The sequence below is a fragment of the Achromobacter sp. NPDC008082 genome (genome assembly GCF_042957345.1).
GTDB lineage: Bacteria > Pseudomonadota > Gammaproteobacteria > Burkholderiales > Burkholderiaceae_B > Achromobacter > Achromobacter kerstersii_A.
The window spans coordinates 706,182-721,877 of the sequence record NZ_JBIBIB010000005.1; the positions used below are offsets into that span (position 1 = coordinate 706,182).

17 protein-coding genes and 1 pseudogene are annotated in these 15,696 nt (G+C 65.7%); 14 read left to right on the forward strand and 4 right to left on the reverse strand.

Annotated elements, in window-relative coordinates; all coding sequences use genetic code 11:
- The first annotated feature begins 41 nt into the window (after positions 1-41).
- Complete coding sequence (locus ACFZAI_RS23135) at positions 42-806, forward strand: alpha/beta fold hydrolase (protein WP_391569092.1); 765 nt, start codon at positions 42-44, stop codon at positions 804-806.
- A gap of 28 nt (positions 807-834) precedes the next feature.
- On the opposite strand, the gene ACFZAI_RS23140 is transcribed toward ACFZAI_RS23135, so the two are convergent.
- Positions 835-1,680 (reverse strand): bifunctional transcriptional activator/DNA repair enzyme AdaA, encoded by an 846-nt coding sequence (locus ACFZAI_RS23140; RefSeq protein WP_391569093.1) that lies wholly within the window; start codon positions 1,678-1,680, stop codon positions 835-837.
- 94 nt (positions 1,681-1,774) lie between these two features.
- Positions 1,775-2,512: a glutamine amidotransferase gene (locus tag ACFZAI_RS23145; protein ID WP_391569094.1), complete on the reverse strand. Its 738-nt coding sequence runs from the start codon at positions 2,510-2,512 to the stop codon at positions 1,775-1,777.
- Positions 2,513-2,681: 169 nt separating this feature from the next.
- Between ACFZAI_RS23145 and ACFZAI_RS23150 the strand changes: the two genes are divergently transcribed.
- The 3 genes from ACFZAI_RS23150 to ACFZAI_RS23160 all read left to right on the forward strand — a co-directional run bounded on the left by ACFZAI_RS23150 (position 2,682) and on the right by ACFZAI_RS23160 (position 5,414).
- Positions 2,682-3,119 carry an NfeD family protein gene (locus ACFZAI_RS23150; protein ID WP_391569095.1) on the forward strand — a complete coding sequence of 146 codons (438 nt, stop codon included), beginning with the start codon at positions 2,682-2,684 and terminating at the stop codon, positions 3,117-3,119.
- A gap of 149 nt (positions 3,120-3,268) precedes the next feature.
- On the forward strand, positions 3,269-4,195 hold the full coding sequence (locus ACFZAI_RS23155) for an SPFH domain-containing protein (protein WP_156336837.1): 927 nt from the start codon (positions 3,269-3,271) through the stop codon (positions 4,193-4,195).
- 25 nt (positions 4,196-4,220) lie between these two features.
- Positions 4,221-5,414: a GGDEF domain-containing protein gene (locus tag ACFZAI_RS23160; RefSeq protein ID WP_391569096.1), complete on the forward strand. Its 1,194-nt coding sequence runs from the start codon at positions 4,221-4,223 to the stop codon at positions 5,412-5,414.
- Position 5,415: 1 nt separating this feature from the next.
- Here the strand turns inward: ACFZAI_RS23160 and smpB are convergent.
- Positions 5,416-5,901: pseudogene (gene smpB, locus ACFZAI_RS23165) on the reverse strand (SsrA-binding protein SmpB); the annotation flags it as partial.
- Positions 5,902-6,057: 156 nt separating this feature from the next.
- Here smpB and ACFZAI_RS23170 point away from each other — a divergent pair.
- The 7 genes from ACFZAI_RS23170 to ACFZAI_RS23200 all read left to right on the forward strand — a co-directional run bounded on the left by ACFZAI_RS23170 (position 6,058) and on the right by ACFZAI_RS23200 (position 11,581).
- Positions 6,058-6,492, forward strand: a complete 435-nt coding sequence (locus ACFZAI_RS23170) for a type II toxin-antitoxin system RatA family toxin (RefSeq protein WP_006219125.1) — start codon at positions 6,058-6,060, stop codon at positions 6,490-6,492.
- On the forward strand, positions 6,482-6,847 hold the full coding sequence (locus ACFZAI_RS23175) for an RnfH family protein (protein WP_391569097.1): 366 nt from the start codon (positions 6,482-6,484) through the stop codon (positions 6,845-6,847). The genes ACFZAI_RS23170 and ACFZAI_RS23175 overlap by 11 nt, the downstream gene beginning before the upstream one ends.
- Positions 6,848-7,054: 207 nt before the next feature.
- The gene (locus ACFZAI_RS23180; RefSeq protein ID WP_391569098.1) at positions 7,055-8,209 is read left to right on the forward strand and encodes an acyl-CoA dehydrogenase family protein; all 1,155 of its coding nucleotides are present in this window, start codon (positions 7,055-7,057) and stop codon (positions 8,207-8,209) included.
- Entirely contained in the window at positions 8,206-9,381 is a 1,176-nt protein-coding gene (locus ACFZAI_RS23185; protein WP_391569099.1) for an enoyl-CoA hydratase/isomerase family protein, read from the forward strand. Before ACFZAI_RS23180 ends, ACFZAI_RS23185 begins: the two co-directional genes overlap by 4 nt.
- Positions 9,382-9,483: 102 nt before the next feature.
- Positions 9,484-10,374 (forward strand): 3-hydroxyisobutyrate dehydrogenase, encoded by an 891-nt coding sequence (mmsB, locus tag ACFZAI_RS23190; protein ID WP_391569100.1) that lies wholly within the window; start codon positions 9,484-9,486, stop codon positions 10,372-10,374.
- 1 nt (position 10,375) lies between these two features.
- The gene (locus ACFZAI_RS23195) at positions 10,376-10,813 is read left to right on the forward strand and encodes a PaaI family thioesterase (RefSeq protein ID WP_391569101.1); all 438 of its coding nucleotides are present in this window, start codon (positions 10,376-10,378) and stop codon (positions 10,811-10,813) included.
- A 78-nt stretch (positions 10,814-10,891) separates the two neighbouring features.
- A complete protein-coding gene (locus ACFZAI_RS23200; protein ID WP_391569102.1) occupies positions 10,892-11,581 on the forward strand; it encodes a VIT family protein in 690 nt (229 codons plus the stop codon).
- A 63-nt stretch (positions 11,582-11,644) separates the two neighbouring features.
- Here ACFZAI_RS23200 and ACFZAI_RS23205 read toward each other — a convergent pair whose 3' ends face one another.
- A complete protein-coding gene (locus tag ACFZAI_RS23205; protein WP_391569103.1) occupies positions 11,645-12,643 on the reverse strand; it encodes a YgfZ/GcvT domain-containing protein in 999 nt (332 codons plus the stop codon).
- 153 nt (positions 12,644-12,796) lie between these two features.
- Here ACFZAI_RS23205 and mltG point away from each other — a divergent pair, with 153 nt between their 5' ends.
- The 3 genes from mltG to holB are packed head-to-tail and all read left to right on the forward strand — an operon-like array spanning position 12,797 to position 15,689.
- Entirely contained in the window at positions 12,797-14,008 is a 1,212-nt protein-coding gene (gene mltG / locus ACFZAI_RS23210) for an endolytic transglycosylase MltG (protein ID WP_391569104.1), read from the forward strand.
- Positions 14,005-14,640 (forward strand): dTMP kinase, encoded by a 636-nt coding sequence (gene tmk / locus ACFZAI_RS23215; protein ID WP_391569105.1) that lies wholly within the window; start codon positions 14,005-14,007, stop codon positions 14,638-14,640. Before mltG ends, tmk begins: the two co-directional genes overlap by 4 nt.
- Positions 14,637-15,689, forward strand: coding sequence for a DNA polymerase III subunit delta' (gene holB / locus ACFZAI_RS23220; protein ID WP_391569106.1), 1,053 nt, complete (start codon positions 14,637-14,639; stop codon positions 15,687-15,689). The genes tmk and holB overlap by 4 nt, the downstream gene beginning before the upstream one ends.
- The last annotated feature ends 7 nt before the right edge of the window (positions 15,690-15,696 follow it).

The window sequence follows — 15,696 nt, forward strand, 5'->3', positions numbered from 1 at the left end:
TCGCCGGATGCCGGCGACGTTTCATCCGCATCGGAGGCGGGATGTCCGGCACTTTTCATTCCGTGGGCAATGGCCCCCACACTGTTCTTGTTCTGCATGGCTGGTTTGGCGACGCGCATGCGTTCGAGCCGATCGAGCCGTGGCTGTCGCAGGAGGCCTATCGCTACGTGTTCATGAATTACCGCGGTTACGGTGGCAGGCGCGACGAATCGGGGGCTTACACCATCGACGAAATCGCTGCCGATGCGCTCGCGCTTGCAGACACGCTGGGATTCGAGACCTTCAGCTTGATCGGGCATTCCATGGGCGGCATGGCGATCGAGCGTATCGCCACCTTGGCGCCGGATCGGGTACGCGCGCTGATAGCGATTGCGCCCGTGCCGTGCGGCGGTATCCGGTACGACGCGGCGACGCGCCAAATGTTGGAGGCGGCCGCAACGCGCGCCGAGCTACGCCAGGCCATCATTGACCGCAGCACTGGCGGCCGTCTGCCGGCGTCGTGGCTGGCATGGAAGGCGGCGTATTCGGCGGCGTGCTCAAGCCCCGAAGCCTTTGCTGCGTATTTGCACGCGTGGGCCGATACGGATTTCACGGATGCGATCGACGGACGCCATCCCGTGAAAGTCCTGGTGGGCAAGCACGACCCGACCTTCAACGCGGCGTTGATGGCGCAAACCTATCTACGCCGCTATCGCCGGGCCAGTGTTGAGGTGCTGGACAACGCCGGCCACTACCCCATGAACGAAACGCCGCTCGCGCTTGCGGCCGCGATCGAGGCGTTTCTGGGGGAGATCGCCACGGCATGACCGAGGCGGGCGGCGCGCGGCGTAAGGATCAGGCCGCCTGCGCCTCGCGCGCGATCAGTTCGCGCTTGCGGTCGATGCCCCAGCGGTAGCCCGCCATGGAGCCATCGGTGCGCACCACGCGGTGGCAGGGGATGGCGAGCGCGATGTTATTGGTGGCGCAGGCGCGCGCCACGGCGCGCACGGCGCGCGGGTTGCCGATGCGTTCGGCCACTTGCGTATACGTGGCGGTAGCGCCTACCGGAATCTCGCGCAGCGCTTCCCAGACGCGGCGCTGGAAAGCGGTGCCGCGCACATCCAGGGGCAGGTCCAACCCGCGCGACGGGTCTTCCACAAAGCCCACCACGGCGGCGACCCAGGTTTCAAATTCCGTATCCGCGCCGATCAGGCGGGCGGCCTTGAAGCGGTCTTGCAGGTTCTGCACCAGCGTTTCGGGATCGGCATCCAAAGCGATTTCGCAGATGCCGGTGTCGCTGGCCGCCACCAGCAGCGCGCCCAACGAACATTGCGCCACGGCGAAACGGATGTCGACGCCTTCGCCGTTCTTGCGAAAGGCGGTGGGCGTCATGCCCAGAATGGCGGGCGCGGCTTCATAGAAGCGGCCGCTGGAATTGAAGCCGGCGTCATACATGGCGTCGGTGACGCTGGCGCTGGCTTTCAGGTGTTGGCGCGCCCGGCCGGCGCGCAGGGCGCTGGCGTAGGCCTTGGGCGTGATGCCGGTGACGGCCTTGAAGACGCGGTGGAAATGGTAGCGGCTCATGCCGGCCTGCTCGGCCAGCGTGGACAGATCGGGCGGCTGCTCGGCCTCGAGTGCGCGGCAGGCGCGCTCGACGGCGGCGGCGTGCTGTTTGCTCAAGGGGGCGACGGCGGGGCTCATAAGGGACTCCTGACATGCGCGTGGAGAAATACGCTATGACTCATGGTCTCAAGCCCCGCCGCGCGCGGCACTCCGGATGTTGCGCGCCGGGCGTTCAGGCGGGCGCGTACGCGTCCAGGAAGCGGCGCAGCAGTTCGCCCGCCACCGGGGTCGCGCGCACGTTCGCCGTCAGGTCGGGCATATCCAGGTTTTCGGCAGCGTAACGGCGGCCGTAACGCTCCAGGTGCGCGCGGACAAATTCGGGGCCGAATTCCGGGTGGAACTGGGTCGAGAACACGTTTCTGCCGATACGGATCATCTGGTGCTCGTCCAGATCCGAGCGCGCCAGCACGGCGGCGCCCGGGGGCGGTTGCAGCACGGTTTGCGCGTGCAGCATCTGGGCGGGGAAGGTGGGCGGCAGGCCGGCCAGCAGCTTGTCGCCCGTGGCCTGCGGCAGCAGTTCCACCGTTTGGGTGCCCACTTCGCGGCCAGACGGGTTGTAGCCGACCTTGCCGCCCAGGGCATGCGCCAGCAATTGGTGGCCGTAGCACACGCCGAACATGGGCAAGCCCGCGGCGGCGGCCTCGCGCAGCCACGCGGCGGTGTCTTCGCTCCAGGGTTCCTTGTCCGTCACCATCGCGGGCGAGCCGGTGATCAGCGCGGCGCGGTATTGCGCGGGCAACTGGGGGCGCTGGCCTTCATGCACGGCCACGATCTCGATGTCGTCCGTGGCCAGGCCGGCCGCCTTCGACAGTTGTTCGGCATAGCCGCCGAACTGGCTTTTAAGCGTGTCGTCCGGGTCCCCGGTGTGCAGGATCAGAACGGGTAGGGCAGGGGAAGTTGCAGCGGTCATGGAGGCTTGATCGAAGAAAAGGCAGACGCGGAAAATCCGGGTGGGACCGCCGCGTCAGGGCACATCATAATCCAGCGCAATTGTTCTTGACCGCCGCCGGCATTCCCGTTGCGTCCCGGAAATACGTACAATCCGCTGACGACTCATCCTTTCAGGCGACTTAAACACCATGTGGATCTGGTTGGGATTGGCCGCGCTGGCCCTTATCGGGGAACTGGCGACGGGTACTTTCTATTTGCTGCTGGTGGCCTTGGGGCTGGCGGCCGGCGGCGTTGCCGCGTGGTTGAACATCGGCCAGGAATGGCAGCTGGTGGCCTGCGGCGTCGTGTTGCTGCTGGGCCTGCTGGTTCTGCGCAAGACGCGTGTCCTGAAAAAGCGTGAAGTCAATTCGGCCCGCAATGTCGATGTGAATCTGGATATCGGCCAGACGGTTAGCGTCGAGGCCTGGTCAGAACACCGCACCGCGCGCGTCTGGTATCGCGGCGCGCACTGGCAAGCGGAATTGGCCCCGGGCAAAACGCCGCATGCGGGCGAACACACCATCACCGAATTGCGCGGCTCGACGCTGGTGCTGACCCCGAGGGGGAAGCCGGATTCGGCGCAATAATCGCGGCGTAGCAATGCCGGCGTAAAAAAGGTCGGCGCAGAAATGCCGGCTCAGAAACACCGGGCCGCGCCTCGCGCAGTCCGAGGCAGGCAGCCTTGCCGGCAAACAGCAGGCTGCCTTCGCACTTACTCCAGGAGAAGTTCCACATGATCATCGATACTTCCACTATCGTCCTGCTCGTTGTCGTCGCACTGGCGATTCTGATCGTCATCAAAGCGATCGCCATCGTGCCGCAGCAGCACGCCTGGGTGGTTGAACGCCTGGGCAAATTCGACCGCGTGCTGTCACCAGGCGCAGGCTTTGTCATCCCGTTTATCGAACGTGTGTCCTACAAGCACTCGTTGAAGGAAATTCCGCTGGACGTGCCCAGCCAGGTTTGCATCACGCGTGACAACACGCAGCTGCAAGTCGACGGCGTGCTGTACTTCCAGGTGACTGATCCGATGCGTGCATCGTATGGCTCGTCGAACTACATCTCGGCCATCACGCAGCTGGCGCAGACGACCTTGCGTTCGGTCATCGGCAAGATGGAGCTGGACCGCACATTCGAAGAGCGTGATTCCATCAACAGCAATATCGTCGCGTCTTTGGACGAGGCCGCGCTGAACTGGGGCGTGAAGGTGCTGCGCTACGAGATCAAGGATTTGACGCCGCCCAACGAGATCTTGCGTTCGATGCAGGCGCAGATCACCGCCGAGCGTGAAAAGCGTGCGCTGATCGCCGCTTCCGAAGGCCGCCGCCAGGAACAGATCAACATCGCCACCGGTGAACGCGAAGCCGCCATCGCCCGCTCGGAAGGCGAAAAGCAGGCGCAGATCAACCAGGCGCAAGGTGAGGCCGCCGCGGTGCTGGCCATTGCCGAAGCCACCGCCAAGGCCATCACGCAAGTGGCCGACGCCGTGCGCCAGCCGGGCGGCATGGAAGCCGTCAACCTGAAGGTCGCGGAACGCTATGTCGAAGCGTTCGCCAATGTGGCCAAGGAAGGCAACACGCTGATCCTGCCGGCCAACATGTCCGACGTGGGCGGCATGATCGCCTCGGCCATGACCATCGTAAAGTCCACGCGCAACACCTGACCTCGCGCCTTACCGCGCGCCGCCCATGATCGCTCCCGTTAATTTGCTTTTGATAGCAGCACTGGCGGGAGTCCTGTCTCTTTGCGTGCTGGGGTCGCTGGCTCGCAGCGGCATGGCGGGCATCCGCGAAACCATACGCGCCAATTTGCTCACGCTGTTGGCGTTTTTTACGTTTGGGCTGCAGAACACGCCGGCGCCGCTGTGGTTGTCGGTGCTGGCGCCGAACGTGGCTGTCGCGCTGGCGCTGTGCTCGTATTACACGGGCGTGAGGCGGCTGCTGGGCTTGAGCGTGCCTCGGCACCTGATGATGCTGGGCTGCCTGCTGGCCCTGCCGGTGTTGCTGGTCTACACCTATATCGACTGGCAGATCGGGCCGCGCATCGTAGCGATGTCGTTCTTGCAGATGGGCTTCATGCTGGCCGTGGCGCACACCGTTCAGCACAACATGCCCGCCCACCGCTCGCGCTACAGCTATCGTTTCCTGTGGGCCGCGGCGCTGATTTCAGCGCTGGTCTGCGCGCTGCGGGCGGCGGTCTACCTGTTTGATCTGACGCTTGCCCAGACCTTGCTGGAACCCACGGTCTGGAACATTGCGTTCCTGACCTTGGGCGTGCTGACGATGCCGTGCCTGACGCTAGGCACGATCATGATCATTCACGATCGCATGCTGGCGGATCGCGAGCACGAACTGAATACCGACTTCCTGACCGGGCTGATGTCGCGCAAGGCGTGGTGGATGCAGGCCGAGCGCTACTGCGCGCAGGCGCTGCGCACGCGGCGGCCGCTGACCTTGCTGCTATTGGATGTGGACCACTTCAAGCGCATCAACGACATGCATGGGCACGCGGCGGGCGACGCGGTGCTGCGCCATTTCGGCCTGCTGGCCACCGTTACGCTGCGTACGGGAGACCACGTGGGCCGCGTGGGCGGCGAGGAATTCGGCGTGCTGTTTCCCGACCTGCGCAGCGACGCGGTGATGGAAGTGGCGGCCAGATTGCTGGACTCCACCCGGCGCACGCCTTGTGCGCATGGCGGCAGCACCATTTCATACACGTTCAGCGCGGGCGTCGCGGATTGGGTGCCAGGCGAGAACTTCGAGGCCTTTTTTGAACGGGCCGATCGCAAGCTCTACGCCGCCAAGGCGGCGGGGCGTAACCGTATCGTCGGGCCGGGTGAGCCCGCCGAAACGCTGGCGCTGCCCGTGCCGGCCGCGGCTTGAATCAATCGTCTTTGTCTTTGCGCGGCGCGCGCGTGTCGTGCTTCATGATGCGTTCTTTCTCGCGCTGCCAGTCTTTTTCGCGCGCGGTGTCGCGCTTGTCGAACAGCTTCTTGCCGCGGCCCAGCGCAAAGTCCAGCTTGATACGGCCGTTCTTATAGTGCAGGTTCAGCGGCACCAAGGTATAGCCGCGCTGCTCGACCTTGCCGATGAGCTTGCTGATTTCTTCGGCTTTGAGCAGCAGCTTGCGCGTGCGCATGGCGTCGGGGTGGATATGGGTGGACGCCGTGGGCAGCGGGCTCACGTGCATGCCCAGCAGGTACAGTTCGCCATCGCGTACGATGACGTAGCTTTCCTTGAGCTGCACGCGGCCATCGCGAATCGCTTTGACTTCCCAGCCTTGCAGGACAAGGCCGGCTTCGTAGCGGTCTTCGATGAAATAGTCGTGCGTGGCTTTGCGATTGTCGATAATGCTCATAACGCCTTTTTGCTCATATTGCTTTTTTGCCCCTTGTGTCGTTTGCCCGGGGCTTGTTTTTTGCCTGAGGTTTTTGCCTGGGGCTTCATGGCCCGGTGGATACCCACATTAGGCTTAGGTCGTGCAGTGCCGGTAAAATCTTGCCATTCTAGCCATTTGCGATAGTCGATGCACAAAGTACAACGATCCGTCCTGGTGCCTTACAGCGCCGCCCAGATGTTTGACCTGGTTGCCGACGTGGAAAAGTACCCCGAGTTCATGCCGTGGTGTGGCGGCGCCGAGGTGCAGAGCCGCGACGAGCATGGCATGCAGGCCTCTATCCTGATCAGCTTCGCGGGGATGAAGCAGCGCTTCACCACGCGCAACACCCACGTCTATCCCGACCGGATCGACCTTGAACTGGTGGACGGGCCGTTCTCCAGCCTGGTCGGCCATTGGGAATTCCAGCCCCTGGCCGAAGACGCGTGCAAGGTGTTGTTCACCATGGAGTACGCGTTTTCGAACCGCGCATTGGAAATGGTGGTGGGGCCGGTGTTCAACCGCATCGCCACCAGCTTTATTGATTCCTTCACCAAGCGGGCGCAGGCCAAGTATGGCGAATGAGCCGACCGCCGCGCCGCGGGGCGACGCAGACGCTAACGTCAGCGTCAGCGTCTGCTACGCCTTGCCGGGCCACGTGTGGATGCGCGAACTCAGCCTGCCGGCGGGCGCCACGGTGGCGGACGCCTTGGCGGCCAGCGGCTTCGCGCAGGCGTTCCCGGTGGTGCAGCCCTGGGAGCGCGGCGTGGGTATCTTTGGGCGCGCCACAGAACCCCAGGCGCGGCTGGCGGATGGCGACCGCGTTGAAATCTATCGGGGCTTGAGCTTCGACCCCAAGGAATCGCGCCGCCGCCGCGCCGAGCACCGCCGCGCAAAAACCGCCGTTAACGGCAGGGTCCGTCCGGCCGGTCTGTTGTAAGCGGGGGGCGAGCCAGCCGTCTGCCGGACCCCGATAACCGGGGCGACATTGTCATCATCGCGACAAGTGGCGCCGGGCCTTCCGGCGTAACATAGGCACCGTTTCGTACTTACGTTTACGTTAACGTCATGTCAAAATTGACGGGCTGGCGTTCACGAGACGGCAGCAACGCCAGCAGACAATACTGATGACAACAGGAGACAGGCTGTGGACTTGGAACTGACTGACGAGCAGCGCGCCTTTGCGCAAGCCGCCCGCGACTACGCCGAGGGCGAGCTCGCGCCCCATGCGGCGCGCTGGGACGCCGAAGGCATCTTCCCCCGCGAGGCCTTCGCCCGCGCCGGCGAAATGGGCTTTTGCGCCATCTACGCCAGTGAAGACATCGGCGGCCTGGGGCTGCCGCGCCTGGACGCCACGCTGGTGTTCGAGGAAATGGCGGCGGTGGACCCGTCGACCACGGCCTTCCTGACGATTCACAACATGGCGACCTGGATGGTCGGAAAATGGGGCCAGCCTGCCTTGCGCGACCAGTGGGGCCCCTTGCTGGCCAGCGGCCAGAAGCTGGCGTCTTACTGCCTGACCGAACCGGGCGCTGGTTCCGACGCGGCGTCCTTGACCACGCGGGCGCAGCGCGAAGGCGACGACTATGTCCTGAACGGCGCCAAGGCCTTTATTTCGGGCGGCGGCGACACCGATCTGCTGGTGGTCATGGCGCGCACGGGCGGCGAGGGCGCCAGCGGCATCAGCGCCTTCGCGGTGCCGGCCGATAGCGCGGGCATCAGCTACGGGCGCAAGGAAGAAAAGATGGGCTGGAACAGCCAGTCCACGCGTCCCATCACCTTTGAGAACGTGCGTGTGCCGGCCGCCAACAGGCTTGGGCAAGAGGGCGAAGGCTTCAAGATCGCCATGAAAGGCCTGGATGGCGGACGCATCAACATTGGCACCTGCTCGGTTGGCGCGGCGCAGGGCGCGCTGGACGCCGCCCGCCGCTACATGGACGAACGCCGGCAATTCAACCGCCGGTTGGCCGAATTCCAGGCACTGCAATTCAAGCTGGCGGATATGGCGACGCATTTGGTCGCCGCACGCCAGATGGTGCGCCTGGCCGCGTGCAAGCTGGATGCCGGCTCGCCCGACGCGGCCACCTACTGCGCGATGGCCAAGCGCTTCGCTACCGATATGGGTTTTCAGATTTGTCTGGATGCGCAACAGATTCATGGCGGCTATGGATACTTGCGGGACTATCCCTTGGAGCGTCTGGTGCGCGATACTCGCGTTCATCAGATTCTGGAGGGCACCAACGAGATCATGCGAGTGATCATTGCCCGCCAATTGTTGGAAAAAGGAGCCGACATAAGATGAATGCACCGGTGTTGTTCGAAGAAAGAAGCGCGGCGAACGGCATGCGGTTCGGGATTGCGACGCTGAACGCGCCGCAGACCTTGAACGGCCTGTCGCTGGAAATGGTGGACTTGCTGGCGGCGCGGCTGGACGAGTGGGCGCGCGACCCCGGGGTTGCGCTGGTCGTGCTGCAAGGCGCGGGCGAAAAGGCGTTTTGCGCAGGCGGTGATCTGCACGGCCTGTATCGCAGCATGAGCGAGAACCCGGGCAAGAGCGGCTGGAGCAACGCCTACGCGCGCCGTTTCTTCGAGCACGAGTATCGGCTGGACTACCGCATCCACACCTATCCGAAACCCGTCCTGTGCTGGGGCCATGGCATCGTCATGGGTGGTGGCATCGGCCTGATGATGGGCGCCAGCCATCGCGTGGTCAGCGAATCGTCCCGGCTGGCCATGCCCGAAGTATCGATCGGCCTGTTCCCGGATGTGGGCGGCAGCTGGCTGCTGAATCGCATGCCGGGCCGCATTGGGTTGTTCCTGGCGCTGACCGGCGCGCAGATGAATACGGCCGACGCATTTTTTGCGGGGCTGGCGGACTTCCGCCTGAACCACGCGGATTGGCCGAAGTTGCTGGCGTCGCTGGAAGAGCAGCCTTGGGCCGGGCAGGCCGGCGGCGCGTCGGACGAAGCCATTGCGCCGCGTTCGCTTAACGATGGCTTGCTGCGCCGCGCGCTGACGGCGCTGGAACCCCAGGCGCCGCTGGAACCCGGCCACCTGCGCCAGCATTCTTTCCTGATCAACAACCTGTGCAACGGCAACCGCTTGGACGAGATCTACGAAGAACTCGCCTTGCTGAAAGACCACGCCGACCCCTGGCTGGCGCGCGCCGCCAAGACGATGCTGGCCGGTTCGCCCGGTTCGGTGCGCCTGGCCTTCGCCTTGCAGCAGCGCACACGCCTGCGTTCGCTGGATGACGTGTTCCGCACCGAGTACATCGCCGCGCTGGCGTGCACCGCGCATGGCGATTTTGCCGAAGGCATTCGCGCCTTGCTGGTCGACAAGGACAAGAACCCGCGCTGGAATCCCGCCGTCATCGATATGGCGACGGACGCCTGGGTGCAGAAATTCTTTGAAGAGCCGTGGCCCGAAGGCGAGCCGCATCCGCTGGCCGACCTGGGTCAGGAAGGGCGCTAACGCGCCAGCCGGTTCGAGAGAGGCGGACCGGCCACCCCGTCATGCAGATCACGATGGTTCCACACCTACAGCAATAGCAATAGCAACAGGAGACAAGACATCATGAGCAGTATTGCGTTTATCGGTTTGGGCAACATGGGCGCGCCCATGGCGTTGAATCTGGTCAAGGCCGGACACAGCTTGACGGTGTTCGATCTGGTGCCAGCGGCTGTCAAGTTATTGACTGATGCGGGCGCGCGCGCGGCGGCCTCGGCATCTGAAGCGGTCAAGGGCGCCGACGTCGTGATTTCGATGTTGCCGGCCAGCAAGCACGTCGAAGGGCTGTATCTGGGCGAAGACTTGCTGGGCAAGATTCCCTCCAGCGCGTTGGTCATCGAATGCAGCACCATCGCGCCGGACTCCGCGCGCAAGGTGGCGCAGGCGGCCGACGTGCGCGGCATCGCCATGATTGACGCCCCGGTTTCCGGCGGTACGGGCGGGGCGGCGGCAGGCACGCTGACGTTCATCGTGGGCGGCCAGGCCGCCGCGCTGGAACGCGCGCGTCCCGTGCTGGAAAAGATGGGCAAAAACATCTTCCACGCGGGTCCGGCGGGTGCGGGCCAAGTCGCCAAGATCTGCAACAACATGCTGTTGGGCATTCTGATGGCGGGCACGTCCGAAGCGTTGGCGCTGGGCGTGGCCAATGGGCTGGACCCGAAGGTGCTGTCCGACATCATCGCCAAGAGCTCGGGCCGCAACTGGGCCACCGAACTCTACAACCCGTGGCCGGGTGTTATGGACCATGCGCCCGCGTCCAAGGGGTACGCGGGCGGTTTCGGCGTGGACCTGATGCTGAAGGACTTGGGGCTGGCGGCCGAAGCGGCGCTGTCGGCGCGTGCATCCATTCCGCTGGGCGAACTGGCGCGCAATCTGTATTCGCTGCACAGCTCGGGCGGCTCGGGCAAGCTGGATTTCTCCAGCATCGTCAATCTGGTCAAGCGCGAGCAAGACTGACATGAGCGAGCATGCGTCATCGCCTGACCCGGCCGCGCGGGTCAAGGCCAGCTTCGACCAGCAAAGCGTGATGCGCTTGCTGGGCGCAGGCCTGGATGTGGTGGAGCGGGGCAGGGTGGACATCGTGCTGCCTTACCGGGCTGACCTCTGCCAGCAGAACGGCTTCTTGCACGCGGGCATTTCCACCACCATCGCCGACAGTGCGGGCGGTTATGCGGCCTTCACGCTGTTCAACGCGGGCGAGGACGTGCTGACGTCCGAGTTCAAGATGAACTTCCTGGCGCCGGCCAAAGGCGACCGCTTCGTGGCCAGCGGCCGCGTGGTCAAGCCGGGCAAGCGCTTGTCGATCTGCCAGGTGGAAGTTCACGCTTACGAAGGCGAACAGGCCACGCTTTGCGTGATAGGCTTGCTCACCGCGGTACGCGTGACGCCGCGATGAATTCAGCGCGCGGTGCGCTCAGCCCTGGACGGGGCGGGCGCGCCGCGCGCTTGTCGCGTGTCGCTTGGGTATCGGGCAATGCCAGCAAAAGAACACCATCGAATTTTTCGCAGCAACTGGCTGCGCGCAGCCGTCTTGGGCGCCAATGACGGCATCGTGTCCACGGCCAGCCTGATCACCGGCGTGGCGGCGGCGCAGGCCACGCATGGCGCCATCCTGACATCGGGCTTGGCCGGTTTGGTTGCCGGGGCCTTGTCGATGGCGGCGGGCGAGTACGTATCGGTGCGCTCGCAGGCCGATACCGAGGCGGCGGACTTGCGGATGGAGCAGCGGTCGCTGAAAGGCAACTCGGCGGAAGAACTGGCCGAGCTGATCGATATCTATGTCGAGCGCGGGCTGACGCGCGAACTGGCGGCGCAAGTGGCGCGCCAGCTCACGCAACACGATGCGCTGGACGCCCATGCGCGCGACGAACTGGGCATATCCATTCATAACCGGGCCCGTCCCGTACAGGCGGCGGTGGCGTCCGCCGCCTCGTTTGCAGGGGGGGCGGCGCTGCCGCTGGCCGTGGCGCTGATGGCGCCCGGGCCGCAGTTGATTGGGTGGGTGATTGGGGCGTCGGTGCTGTGTTTGGCCGGACTTGGGGCATTGGCCGCGGGGGCGGGCGGCGCGCCCAAATGGCCCGCCGCGCTGCGCGTCACGATACTGGGTGCGCTGGCGATGGCGGTGACCGCGGGCGTGGGGGCGTTGTTCGGCGTGGCGGCGTGACGGCGTGACGCGCCGTGGTGGCCACCCTCTGTTCCGGTGGCCACGCACGACGCCAGCGATGGCTTACGGGGTGATGGAGTAGGGCAGCGCCGCGGTAGCGATGCGCGGGCCGTCGGCCGCGCCCAGCCGCAGATCGCCTTCAGGCAAGGCGGCAAGCGTCGTTTCGAACAAGACGGAGGCGACCCCGCCCAGGCTTGCGGCATCCACCACGCGGCCGATCGGCTCGCCCGGCTGGGTGGCGTCGAAAACATCCACGCCTGCCAGCGTCGCGCCTTGCTCGCTGGCGTCGGCAACGGTGCCATACGCCATGCGGCGCTTGACGGTGCCACGGTAGTGGCTACGCGCCACGACTTCCTGGCCGGGGTAGCAGCCTTTGGTGAAGCTCACGCCTTGCACCAGTTCCAGATTGACCGTTTGCGGGATAAAAACGTCCTGCGTGGCCGTGGCGATCCAGGGGATGCCGGCCGCCAGATCGGCCACTTGCCATTGGGCGGCGGGGGCCAGGCCCAGCACGGCGGACAACGCGGCCGACTGTTCCAGCTGTTCGTCGGACGCAATCCACCACCAGCGCAGGCGCGCATCGGGCGTGGGCGCGGCGATCCAGGTGCCGGACGCCAGGTCTACGCGCTGCCAGGCGGCGCGCGGCAAGGGGCCGGTTACGGCCTCCAGTGCAGCGGCATCTTCCTCAGCCACCTGCACCCCGGCTACATTCAACGCGGTGGCGGCAAGCTTGACCTTGGCGCGCAGCACAAACATGGACAAGCGCTTGAGCAGCGCCTGCGACAGGTCTTTGCGGATCAGGCCATAGAGCTGCGGGGCGTCTTCGCCAGCGGGGGCGGCGCGCCACATGACCAGCGTGGCCAGCAGGCGGCCCTTGGCGGTGCAGTAGCCCGCCAGGCGGGCGGCGTCGGCGGGCAGGCCGGTAACGTCTTGCGTCAGTTGGCCATGCAGAAAGGTCAGGGCGTCGGCGCCCGATGCGCTGAAGACTTGAAAATCTTCCAGCGGCGCGCATTGCGCGCAACCTTCGGCGCGGACAGGAATCGAAGAGTAGAAAGCGTGCATGTCGGCGGGGTTATCGCGTCATCAAAGTGCAGATGATAGCCGCCTTCCCGTGGGCAATGGGCCATCCCCCCGACGGGAAAAGGGCCGCCCCGTGCACTCTGGCCCCTCTTTTGCCGCGACAGGTCCGCCTGATCCATTAAACTTCCGGGACTTATGAAGAAGCGACTCCGTTTTTACGTCTTGTGGTCTTTCCTGCTCATCGTGATTGCCGCCGCGGCAGCCGTGGGCGCCGCCTGGAGCTGGATGCACCGGCCCATGCATTTACCGGCCGACAGGATCGATTTTGTAGTGGACCCGGGCAGCAGCCCGCGTACGGTCGCGCGCGCGCTGAACGCGGTGGGCGTGCCGATGTGGGAACCGGGTTTCGTCTGGATGGCCCGGCTGACCGAGCAAGACAAGCTGATGAAGGCCGGCGGCTATCAAGCCATTAACGGCGACACGCCATGGCTGCTGCTGGAACGGCTGGCGCGCGGCGACATGACGCAGCGCCAGATCACGTTCCTGGAAGGCTGGACGTTCCGCCAGATTCGCCAGGCGCTGCGCGAGAACCCGGACGTCAAACAAACCTTGGGCGACACCAGCGACGAAGCGCTGATGGAACGCCTGGGTTCCGACATCAAGCACCCGGAAGGCCTGTTCTTTCCGGACACCTATATCTTCACGCCCGGCAGCACCGATTTTGATCTGCTGCGCCGCTCGTACCAGGAAGGCCAGCGCATCTTGCAGGACACCTGGGCCAAGCGCCAATCGGACCTGCCGGTCGCTACGCCGTACGAAGCCTTGGTGCTGGCGTCGATCATCGAAAAGGAAACCGGCCATGGGCCGGATCGCCGCCGCGTGTCGGGCGTATTCACCAACCGCTTGAAGATCGGCATGCTGCTGCAAACCGATCCCACGGTGATCTACGGCATGGGTGAGGCCTATCAAGGCCGCATCCGCAAGCGCGATCTGCAAACGGATACGCCGTGGAATACCTATACGCGCCCGGGGTTGCCGCCCACGCCCATCGCAGCGGCGGGCCGCGCGGCGCTGCTGGCCGCGGTGCAGCCCGAGCAGCACAAGTACCTGTTTTTCGTTTCGCGCGGCAATGGCACGAGCGAGTTCGCCGAGAACCTGTCAGGGCATAACCGCAATGTGTCCCGCTACATCCTGGGGCAGGGCGCGCGTCCGAACGCGACGCCGGCTCCGGCCGGGGCCCCGGCTGCCGCGCCGGCCGCTTCCACGAACGCGGCGCCTTCCTCTGACGCCGGCCCGGGCCGTGGCACGGGTACAGGCACTGGCACTGGCACCGGCACCGGCACCGGCACCGGCGCCAGCGGCGACTCCGATTCCGATTCCGACTCAGCACAAGGACAAGATCAATGACCTCACGCGGACGCTTCATTACGCTGGAGGGCGTGGACGGCGCGGGCAAGAGCACGCACACCGACTGGATCGCGGATTTCTTGCGTGCGCAGGGCGTTGAGGTCGTCTCGACCCGCGAACCCGGCGGCACGCCGCTGGGTGAAAAACTGCGCGCGCTGGTGTTGACCGACACCATGGGCCTGGACACTGAAACCCTGCTGATGTTTGCGGCGCGCTGCGAACACGCGCGCCAGGTGATTGAGCCGGCCTTGGCGCGTGGCGCCTGGGTGGTGTGCGACCGCTACACCGACGCCACCTACGCCTATCAGGGCGGCGGGCGCGGCTTGGGCGCCGAGCGCGTGGCGGTGCTTGAGCAATGGATGCAGGCCGGTCAGCCCGACCGCACCTGGCTTTTCGATGTGCCGCTGGACGTGGCCCGTGCCCGCCTGGCCAATGCGCGCGAGCCCGACCGCTTCGAGCGCGAAGGGGCCGCCTTCTTCGAGCGCACCCGCACGGCGTATCACGAACGCGCCAAGGCTGATCCGAACCGTATTCACGTCATCGATTCCACCCAGTCGATTGCGCAGATCCGCACCGAGCTTGAAGCCGGGCTGCGGGCGCTGCTGGCCGCGAAGGCGTCAGCACCGGCATGAGCGCACCTCAATTCCTGCCCTGGCAGATGGAGACGGCGCGGGCCTGGCTGGGCAACCGCGACCGCTTCGCCCACGCGTGGCTGGTGCATGGCCTGGCCGGCATCGGCAAGCTGGATTTTGCAATTGCCGCCGCCGCCAGCCTGCTCTGTGAAACGCCCGACAACGGCCTGGCCTGCGGCCATTGCGCCGCCTGCGCCTGGTTCGCCAGCGGCAATCACCCCGACTTGCGCCGCATCCGGCCCGAGGCGGTGGCCGTGGAAGAGGGGGCGGATGCCGCCGCCGATGCCGCGGAAGACGCTGAACCCGCCACGGGCGCGGCCAAGCGGGCGCCGTCCAAGGAAATCCGCATCGATCAGATCCGGTCGCTGGAATCCTGGTTCAATACCGCCACGCACCGGGGCGGATGGCGCGTGGCGCTGCTGTATCCGGCGCATGCGCTGAACGTGGTGTCGTCCAACGCCTTGCTCAAGGTGCTGGAAGAACCGCCGCCGCACACGGTTTTCCTGCTGGTGGCCGATGCGCCAGACCGCTTGCTGCCAACGCTGGTGTCGCGCTGCCGGCGCTTGCCGCTGCCCGCGCCCGACCCCGATACCGCGTTGCAGTGGTTGCGCGACCAGAACGTGGAGCCTGCGCGTGAATGGCTGGCGGCGGCGGGCGGTGCGCCGTTGGCGGCGCTGCGCCTGGCGCAAGCGGGCGACGCGCCTTGCCCGCCGTGGTTGCAGCAGCTGATCGGCCCCTTGGCGCAAGGCCAGGCGCCAGACGTCGGCACGCTGGCCGAGTCGCTGGAAAAAGTGCCGGCCACCGAATGGATCGACGCGCTGCAACGCCTGTACACCGACCTGATGCTGGCCAGCGCGGGCGCGCCCGTGCGGTACTTCCCGGCCTTGGCGGAGGGCGTGGCCCAGGTCGCCACCCGCATGAATACCGCGCGCGTGGCGGAAGCCGCACGCTGGCTGACGCGGCAACGGGCGCTGGCCACCCATCCGCTGAACGCCAAGCTTTTCGCGCACGCCACCCTGCAACGCGTGGTGCTATCCTGCCAGGCGTAAGTCTCTG

What these genes read in the sequence shown, in the direction of transcription:
- ACFZAI_RS23135 (WP_391569092.1), top strand. Translation starts at nt 42, where the DNA reads ATGTCCGGCACTTTTCATTCCGTGGGCAATGGCCCCCACACTGTTCTT.
- ACFZAI_RS23140 (WP_391569093.1), bottom strand. Translation starts at nt 1,680, where the DNA reads ATGAGCCCCGCCGTCGCCCCCTTGAGCAAACAGCACGCCGCCGCCGTC.
- ACFZAI_RS23145 (WP_391569094.1), bottom strand. Translation starts at nt 2,512, where the DNA reads ATGACCGCTGCAACTTCCCCTGCCCTACCCGTTCTGATCCTGCACACC.
- ACFZAI_RS23150 (WP_391569095.1), top strand. Translation starts at nt 2,682, where the DNA reads ATGTGGATCTGGTTGGGATTGGCCGCGCTGGCCCTTATCGGGGAACTG.
- ACFZAI_RS23160 (WP_391569096.1), top strand. Translation starts at nt 4,221, where the DNA reads ATGATCGCTCCCGTTAATTTGCTTTTGATAGCAGCACTGGCGGGAGTC.
- ACFZAI_RS23170 (WP_006219125.1), top strand. Translation starts at nt 6,058, where the DNA reads ATGCACAAAGTACAACGATCCGTCCTGGTGCCTTACAGCGCCGCCCAG.
- ACFZAI_RS23175 (WP_391569097.1), top strand. Translation starts at nt 6,482, where the DNA reads ATGGCGAATGAGCCGACCGCCGCGCCGCGGGGCGACGCAGACGCTAAC.
- ACFZAI_RS23185 (WP_391569099.1), top strand. Translation starts at nt 8,206, where the DNA reads ATGAATGCACCGGTGTTGTTCGAAGAAAGAAGCGCGGCGAACGGCATG.
- mmsB (WP_391569100.1), top strand. Translation starts at nt 9,484, where the DNA reads ATGAGCAGTATTGCGTTTATCGGTTTGGGCAACATGGGCGCGCCCATG.
- ACFZAI_RS23195 (WP_391569101.1), top strand. Translation starts at nt 10,376, where the DNA reads ATGAGCGAGCATGCGTCATCGCCTGACCCGGCCGCGCGGGTCAAGGCC.
- ACFZAI_RS23200 (WP_391569102.1), top strand. Translation starts at nt 10,892, where the DNA reads ATGCCAGCAAAAGAACACCATCGAATTTTTCGCAGCAACTGGCTGCGC.
- ACFZAI_RS23205 (WP_391569103.1), bottom strand. Translation starts at nt 12,643, where the DNA reads ATGCACGCTTTCTACTCTTCGATTCCTGTCCGCGCCGAAGGTTGCGCG.
- mltG (WP_391569104.1), top strand. Translation starts at nt 12,797, where the DNA reads ATGAAGAAGCGACTCCGTTTTTACGTCTTGTGGTCTTTCCTGCTCATC.
- tmk (WP_391569105.1), top strand. Translation starts at nt 14,005, where the DNA reads ATGACCTCACGCGGACGCTTCATTACGCTGGAGGGCGTGGACGGCGCG.
- holB (WP_391569106.1), top strand. Translation starts at nt 14,637, where the DNA reads ATGAGCGCACCTCAATTCCTGCCCTGGCAGATGGAGACGGCGCGGGCC.